Here is a 6,684-nt window from a genome sequence, read left to right as displayed (position 1 = left end):
ACGGCAATGCCGATCCGGTCATCACCAGGCCGGCGCTCGCCGTCTATCTGTCCGACGCGCGCGGCGGCCTCGCCCATACCGGCTTCGACCGCACGATCGAGGAGCTCGCCAAGGCGGCAAAACTCTTTGGCGTCGCCATCTTTTCGCAGAGGAACGCCTATACATGCGGCGCGCTCGGCTATTTCACCGGGCGGCTGGCAGCGCAGGGGCTGGTGTCCTTCGCCGCCACCAACGGGCCGGCGGTGCTGGCCGGCTCCGGCTCGGTGAAGCCGGTCTACTGCACCAATCCGATGTCGTTCGCCGCGCCCGCCGCCGACGGATCGCCGCTGGTCATCGACCAGTCGTCAAGCGCCACCGCCTTCGTCAACATCCGCAAGGCGGCCGAGGACGGCAGGAAAATCCCCGAGGGCTGGGCGCTGGACGCCAGCGGCAATCCGACCACCGACCCGGCGGCTGCCATGAAAGGCGCCATGCTCGCCTTTGGCGGCCAGCGCGGCGCCAACATCGCGCTGATGGTCGAGGTGCTGGCGGCGGGCCTTTCCGGTGCCAACTGGTCGCTTGACGCGCCCTGGTTCACCGGCGGCCCGGACAGCCCGGGAACCGGGCTTTTCGTGCTCGCCGTCGAGCCCAAGCTGCTCGACCCCGATTTCGAGCAGCGCATGCGTGACCAGCTCGACCGGCTGCGCCGCCGCTATGGCGTGCATGTGCCGGGACGTGCTCGGGCCGAGGCGGCGGAGAAGGCCGTGGCGCGCGGCATCACCGCGCCCAAGGCGGTGATCCAGCGCATCTCCGAATTCGCCGAGCGCTATTCCTCCCGCTGACTTCGCGGCCCGAGCCCCGCGGTCTACCTGAGCCCGGCATTTAGGCGCGGCTTTTCGCACCCGACTGAACCTTTTTGCTCGTCGCGGCGACCCATCTCCAGCATCTCACACCGCGAGCCGCAGGGGTGCTTTGTCGCGGCTTGCGGTTGGCGGCGCCGTGCCGGGCGTTCAGGGCTGGGGCGGGCGTGCTTGTTCACGCCGAACTTGATGCCGTCTCAGGTCAGGCCGTCTCGTCAGACCCTGTTTCGGTGCGTGCGTCACCCGGAAAACCCCGCTTCGGCGGGGTTTTCTGCGTTTCACGCCTGACGCGATAAAACATTCTTCTTTTGGTCAACTTTTGTTTATTTGACTGCATTCCCGCAATCGGGCGTTTGCGGGATCGTCGCAACAAAGGAGACCTTGATGTCCGCGAGTACCGATATGTCGAGCAAGAGACTTTTCATCCCTGCCCTCGGTGGCTTCTACGCGGCCTTGAACAACACGGCTGAAACCGTCCTGCGCGCAGTAGCGGGCATCTTCCTCGCCATCCACGGCTCGCAGAAGATTACGGACCCGTTCGGCGCCACCGAGATGGTCGAAGGGCTCGGCTTCTATCCGGGCGCCTTCTGGTCGCCGCTGCTTGCCTGCACCGAATTCTTCGGCGGCATCCTGATCGCCATCGGCCTGTTGACCCGTCCGGCCGCGTTTGCCGGCCTCATCGTGCTCCTGGTCACGGTGTGGTTCCACTGGATGAGCATGGGCCAGGGTTTCTCCGGCGCGGAAAAGTCACTCATCTGGGCGGCGATCCTGCTCTTCTTCGTCATCCGCGGCGGCAACAGCCAATCGGTCGACGCCCGGATCGGCAGGGCGTTCTGACGAGGGCAGAAACAAGCCTCGTGATTGGCTCCGCATGCCCTTTGCCTTTGGCGCGAAACCGACTATGAAACGGCTTCAGCCAAGAGCCAGTGCCACTTGGAAAGCGCGCCGGAGCCAGCCATGACCGAAATCCTGCAGATCCCAAAGCTCGTCGTCGTCTTCGGCGGCTCCGGCTTTGTCGGCCGTCATGTCGTGCGGGCGCTGGCCAAGCGCGGCTACCGCATCCGGGTCGCCTGCCGCCGCCCCGATCTTGCCGGCCATCTGCAGCCGCTCGGCAATGTCGGCCAGATCCAGCCGGTACAGGCCAATGTGCGCGTGCGCTGGTCGATCGACCGCGCCGTGCAGGAAGCCGACCATGTCGTCAACCTGGTAGCCATATTGCATGAGAGCGGGCGGCAGAAGTTCGGCGCCGTGCACGACTTCGGGGCCCGCGCCGTGGCCGAGGCTGCGCGCTCGGTCGGCGCCGGCCTCACCCACATCTCGGCGCTGGGCGCCGATCTCAATTCGCAGTCGGTCTACGCGCGCACCAAGGCGCTCGGCGAGAAGGCCGTGCTGGAGACGATCAGCGACGCCGTGATCTTCCGGCCCTCGATCAATTTCGGCCCGGACGACGGCTTCTTCAACCGCTTCGCCAACATGGCGCGCCTTTCGCCGGTGCTGCCACTGCTCGGCGGCGGCCAGACCAAGTTCCAGCCGGTCTATGTCGGCGACGTCGCCGAAGCCATCGCGCGCTCGGTCGACGGCAAGGTCGAAGGCGGCCGCATCTACGAGCTCGGCGGGCCGCAGGTGCTCACCTTCAAGGAATGCATGGAAGAACTGCTCACCGTGATCGACCGCAAGCGGATCCTGGTGCCGGTGCCGTGGTGGGTGGCGAACCTGCAAGCCTCGATCCTCGGCCTGCTGCCCAACCCGCTGCTGACCAAGGACCAGGTGCTGCAGCTGCGCGCGCACAACATTGTGTCCGACCAGGCCGCCCGGGAAAGCCGGACGCTTGCCGGCCTTGGCCTGCAGCCGCAGTCGATCGGAACCATATTGCCGAGCTATCTCTGGCGCTTCCGCGCCGCCGGCCAGTTCCAGCGCAAACCCGCGGCCTGACCGCGAAACCAGCCAAGCGGCTATGAACCGCGTACGGTGACCTGCATCGGCAGGCCGCCTTGCGGCTGCGTCGTCAGCTTCTGCACCGGCCATGGGTGGGTTTCGGGCGTGCTGTCGAAGCGGAAGCGCGACAACAGGATGGCAAGCGCGATGATCGCCTCCTGCATGGCGAAGCTGGCGCCGATGCAGACGCGCGGGCCGGCGCCGAAGGGTAGATACTGGAAGCGGTCGATGCGGTCGCGGTTTCCCGGATGGAAGCGTTCCGGCATGAAGGCATCCGGCCTGTCCCACAGCTTGCGGTGGCGGTGGACGACCCAGGGCATCACCAGTACGGCGGCATATTTCGGTATATGCAGGTCGTTCCAGGTTTCCGGCTCGATCGGCTCGCGGTTGATCGACGGCGCCGGCGGATAGAGCCTGAGCGCCTCCTCGAAGGCAGCGCGGGTGAGCGGCATGGCGTCCAGCCATTTTGTTGGATCGGGCTCCCGCGACAGCACGTCGTCGATCTCGCGCTCAATCTTGTCGCGCTCCCATGGCGCCTCGGCCAGGCAATAGAGCGTCCAGCCGAGCGCGCGGGCCGTCGTCTCGTGGCCGGCGCCGATGAAGGTGATGATGTTGTCCTCGACTTCCGAGCGCGTCAACCCGTCCGGCCCTTCGGCCTTGAGCAGAAGTGTGAGGAAGTCCTGCGGCACATGATCGGGGTCCCGCTTCAATCGCTCCTCGCGCATCTTCACCGTGCCGGCGACGATGTCGCGGAAATAGGCCATGGTCTTGCGGCCGCGGATGCGGGTGAGCCGCGGCAGCCATAGCGGAGCGCGCAGGAGGTCGAGCGGATCGACCCGGCCCATGGTCTCGAACAGGCGGTCGATCTCCTTGGCGAAGCCGCCGGGTTCGCCGGCGATCTCGCCGGAAAACAGCGTCTCGGCAAGGATGTCGAAGGTGAGCAGCGTCATGTCGTGCGCGATGTCGGTGGTGCCGCCCGCCTCGTAGCGGGCGACGAACTCCAGCGTGCGCTTCAGCATCGGCTGGGCGAAACCGAAGATGTGGCGCGGCGTGAACACCGGCGCCATCGCCTTGCGCGAGCGCTTCCACACCTCGCCTTCGGCGGTGAGCAGGCCGTCGCGCAGGATCGGGCGCAGGATCATCTGGCGCACCGTCGCCATCTTGTAATTCCTGGCATTGTCGACCAGCACATGGCGGATGAGGCCGGGATCGTTGGCGATGACCAGCGGCCCGCCGATGCCGTTCACCGAGATCCATGGCTGGTTGTAGGTCGGCTCGCCCCACAGTTCGAGCGGATTGCGATAGACGATGCGCATCATCTCCAGCGTCGACGGCGGCGAGGTACGCGGCTTCGGCGCCGGCGGCACGAAGGGGGCGGGCTGGGTGTCCATGGCTTGCTCCGCTTGTCCCTTCGAATGTAGTGGTTGCCTGGGCCGGCGTCCATGCGGCCGAAGGGCCGGACCGTGACCGCCCTCCCTTCGGCAATGTCCGCTCCCGGGAATCTGACTGTCCGCTCGCCGCGGCTTCTTGCCGCCTACCGCCGCATGCCTTAGGGGCAGTCACCGACAGATACCAAGCGCAGGAGCCCCGCCTTGAAACACCGGCTGAACATCATCATCGGCAGCACGCGACCCGGCCGCGCCGGCCCGATCTTCGCTGAATGGCTGGACGGCTTCGCGCGCGAGCACGGGAAATTCGAACCCGTGCTGACCGACATCGCCGCGTTCGAGCTGCCGATGCTGGACGAGCCGCATCATCCGAGACTCGCCAGATACGAGAAGGAGCACACGAAGGCATGGTCGAAGGCGATCGACGCCGCCGACGCTTTCGTCTTCGTAGCGCCGGAGTACAATTATTTCGTGGCTCCCGCGATCGTCAACGCGATCGACTATCTGCTCAAGGAGTGGCGCTACAAGCCGGCCGCCATCTTCAGCTATGGCGGCGTCTCCGGTGGCCTGCGCGCGGCGCAAGCGGTCAAGCCGCTTCTGACCGCGGTCGGAGTGATGCCGATCCCGGAGGGTGTGGCGCTGGCGGCCTACAAGACGCTGCTCGACAAGAACGGCGCTTTCCAGCCCGGCGAGCCGGTCCTCAACGGCGCCAGGACCATGTTGGACGAATTGTTCCGCTGGAGCGAGGCGCTGAGGCCGCTGCGAGCCGGCTAGGCCGGTCGGTATACGCTCCGGGCTTGTTCGCGCCATAAAGAGATGAAATGCTCCCGCAAATGTACCGGGCCGGGGCGGTTTGGACTTTGCGTCTTCTTCTTGCGCTATTGCTGATCCTTTGGACAAGCGCCGCCGCCCTGGCGGAGCGGCGCGTGGCGCTGGTCATTGCCGACAACGACTACCGACTGATCCGGCCGCTTGCGAACCCCGTCAATGACGGCGAGGCGATGGAAGCGTCGCTGAAGAAGCTCGGCTTCGAAGTCGTGCTCGAGACCAACCGGGACCTGCGCCGCACGCGCCGCGCGCTCGACGATTTCCGTGAGGACGCCAAGGGCGCCGACGTGGCGCTGGTCTATTTCTCCGGCCATGGCGTCGAGATTTCCGGCGATAACCGGCTGCTGCCCGTCGATGCCGACGCCTCCTCGCTCGCCGCGCTGGACAAGACCAGCCTGCCGCTGGAAGAGGTGCGCGAAGCGGTCGCCGCCACGGCCAAGGTCGGCCTGATCGTGCTCGACGCCTGCCGCAGCGATCCCTTCGCCGGCGCGAGCGGCGAGGGCCGCGGCGCGACGTCGCTGGCCAAGGATGCCGCCGACAAGATCAGGCCGGGTCTCGGCCGCGTCGGGCGGGCGGAGAACATCCTGTTCGCCTTTGCCGCGGCGCCCGGCGAGACGGCCGCTGACGGATCCGGCCAGAACTCGCCCTTCACCGCGGCGCTGACCAAGTACCTCGGCACCGACGGACTCGAAATCCGCTCGGTGCTGACGCTGGTGCAGCAGGAGGTCTACGATCTCAGTCGCGGCAAACAGCTCCCCTATGTCGAAAGCGGCCTGCCGCAGTTGTTCTTCGCCGCCACGACCAAGGAACAGCTGCCGGAACGTGAGCGGCTGCTGCTGGCCATGGCCGACGTGACGCCGGAAATGCGCGGCGAGGTCGAGCAGATCGCCAGCGACGCCGACATGCCGCTGGCGCCGCTCTACGGCGCGCTGATCAGCACCGACACCAGCCATCTTTCGGGCGAGAGCCTGAACGCCAGGCTGCGCGAGGCGGCGGATGCCTTCGTCAAGGTGCGCGGCGAGATGAAGACGCTGGCCTCGGACGACCCGCAGGTGACGGCGCTGCGCCGGCAGGCCGAGGAGCAGCTCTCGCTCGGCGCCTTCGACGCGGCGCGTGAAAAACTCGCGGCGGCGGCCGAGATCGACAGCACCTCGCGCAAGGCGCTAAAAGCCAATTTCGTCAGCCGCACACTGTCGGAAGCCGCAACACGCTATCTGTCGGCGGGCGCGGCGCGCGCCGACCTCGACTACGCCGCGGCGATCAGGGACTACGAGGAGGTGCTGTCGCTCTATGGCGAGGCCGGGCAGTCGGCGCTCAAGCTCGACGATGCCGACCGCCAGATCCGCACGCTGGACGAGCTCGGCAAGCTCTACATCACGGTCGGCAACACCGCCGCCGCCGGCCGCGCCTACGAGGCGCTGCTGGCCAATCTCGAGCAGCGCGTGCGGCAGGAGACCGACCCCAGCGTGCGGCGCGACCTCGCCGTCAGCCACACCAAGCTCGGCAATATCAGGATGACGCAAGGCGACCTGCCGGCGGCCCTGGACAATTACCAGACGGCGCGGACGATGCTTTCCGAGCTGACCGCGGCCGATCCCGGCCGGCTGGAATGGTTCGGTGACCTTGCCATGAACGACGACAAGATCGGCAATGTGCTGGTGACGCAAGGCAACCTGGCCGGCGCCGCGCAGGCC

Annotated in this window: 6 protein-coding genes; 5 read left to right on the top strand and 1 reads right to left on the bottom strand. The window is 66.9% G+C overall.

Translation table 11 applies throughout. From position 1 onward, the window contains the following. The 3 genes from EOA33_RS19510 to EOA33_RS19500 all read left to right on the top strand — a co-directional run. A partial coding sequence (locus EOA33_RS19510) for an Ldh family oxidoreductase (protein WP_127406325.1) occupies positions 1-821 on the top strand: 821 nt, incomplete at its 5' end. Positions 822-1,223: 402 nt separating this feature from the next. Continuing rightward, positions 1,224-1,676: a DoxX family protein gene (locus EOA33_RS19505; RefSeq protein ID WP_126056895.1), complete on the top strand. Its 453-nt coding sequence runs from the start codon at positions 1,224-1,226 to the stop codon at positions 1,674-1,676. 120 nt (positions 1,677-1,796) lie between these two features. After that, positions 1,797-2,771, top strand: coding sequence for a complex I NDUFA9 subunit family protein (locus tag EOA33_RS19500; protein ID WP_126056896.1), 975 nt, complete (start codon positions 1,797-1,799; stop codon positions 2,769-2,771). Positions 2,772-2,791: 20 nt separating this feature from the next. Here EOA33_RS19500 and EOA33_RS19495 read toward each other — a convergent pair whose 3' ends face one another. Further along, positions 2,792-4,165, bottom strand: coding sequence for a cytochrome P450 (locus EOA33_RS19495; protein ID WP_126056897.1), 1,374 nt, complete (start codon positions 4,163-4,165; stop codon positions 2,792-2,794). 201 nt (positions 4,166-4,366) lie between these two features. On the opposite strand from EOA33_RS19495, the gene EOA33_RS19490 reads away from it, so the two are divergent. After that, a complete protein-coding gene (locus tag EOA33_RS19490; protein WP_127406324.1) occupies positions 4,367-4,936 on the top strand; it encodes an NADPH-dependent FMN reductase in 570 nt (189 codons plus the stop codon). 152 nt (positions 4,937-5,088) lie between these two features. Further along, a partial coding sequence (locus EOA33_RS19485) for a caspase family protein (protein WP_245482377.1) occupies positions 5,089-6,684 on the top strand: 1,596 nt, incomplete at its 3' end.

The organism is Mesorhizobium sp. M4A.F.Ca.ET.050.02.1.1, from assembly GCF_003997725.1.
Lineage (GTDB): Bacteria > Pseudomonadota > Alphaproteobacteria > Rhizobiales > Rhizobiaceae > Mesorhizobium.
The sequence above is the reverse complement of the archived record's forward strand: the minus strand, read 5'-3'. Positions and strand labels throughout refer to the sequence as shown.

Excerpts from the sequence above, each read along its gene's own strand:
- EOA33_RS19505 (WP_126056895.1), top strand. The coding sequence starts at position 1,224 with ATGTCCGCGAGTACCGATATGTCGAGCAAGAGACTTTTCATCCCTGCC.
- EOA33_RS19500 (WP_126056896.1), top strand. The coding sequence starts at position 1,797 with ATGACCGAAATCCTGCAGATCCCAAAGCTCGTCGTCGTCTTCGGCGGC.
- EOA33_RS19495 (WP_126056897.1), bottom strand. The coding sequence starts at position 4,165 with ATGGACACCCAGCCCGCCCCCTTCGTGCCGCCGGCGCCGAAGCCGCGT.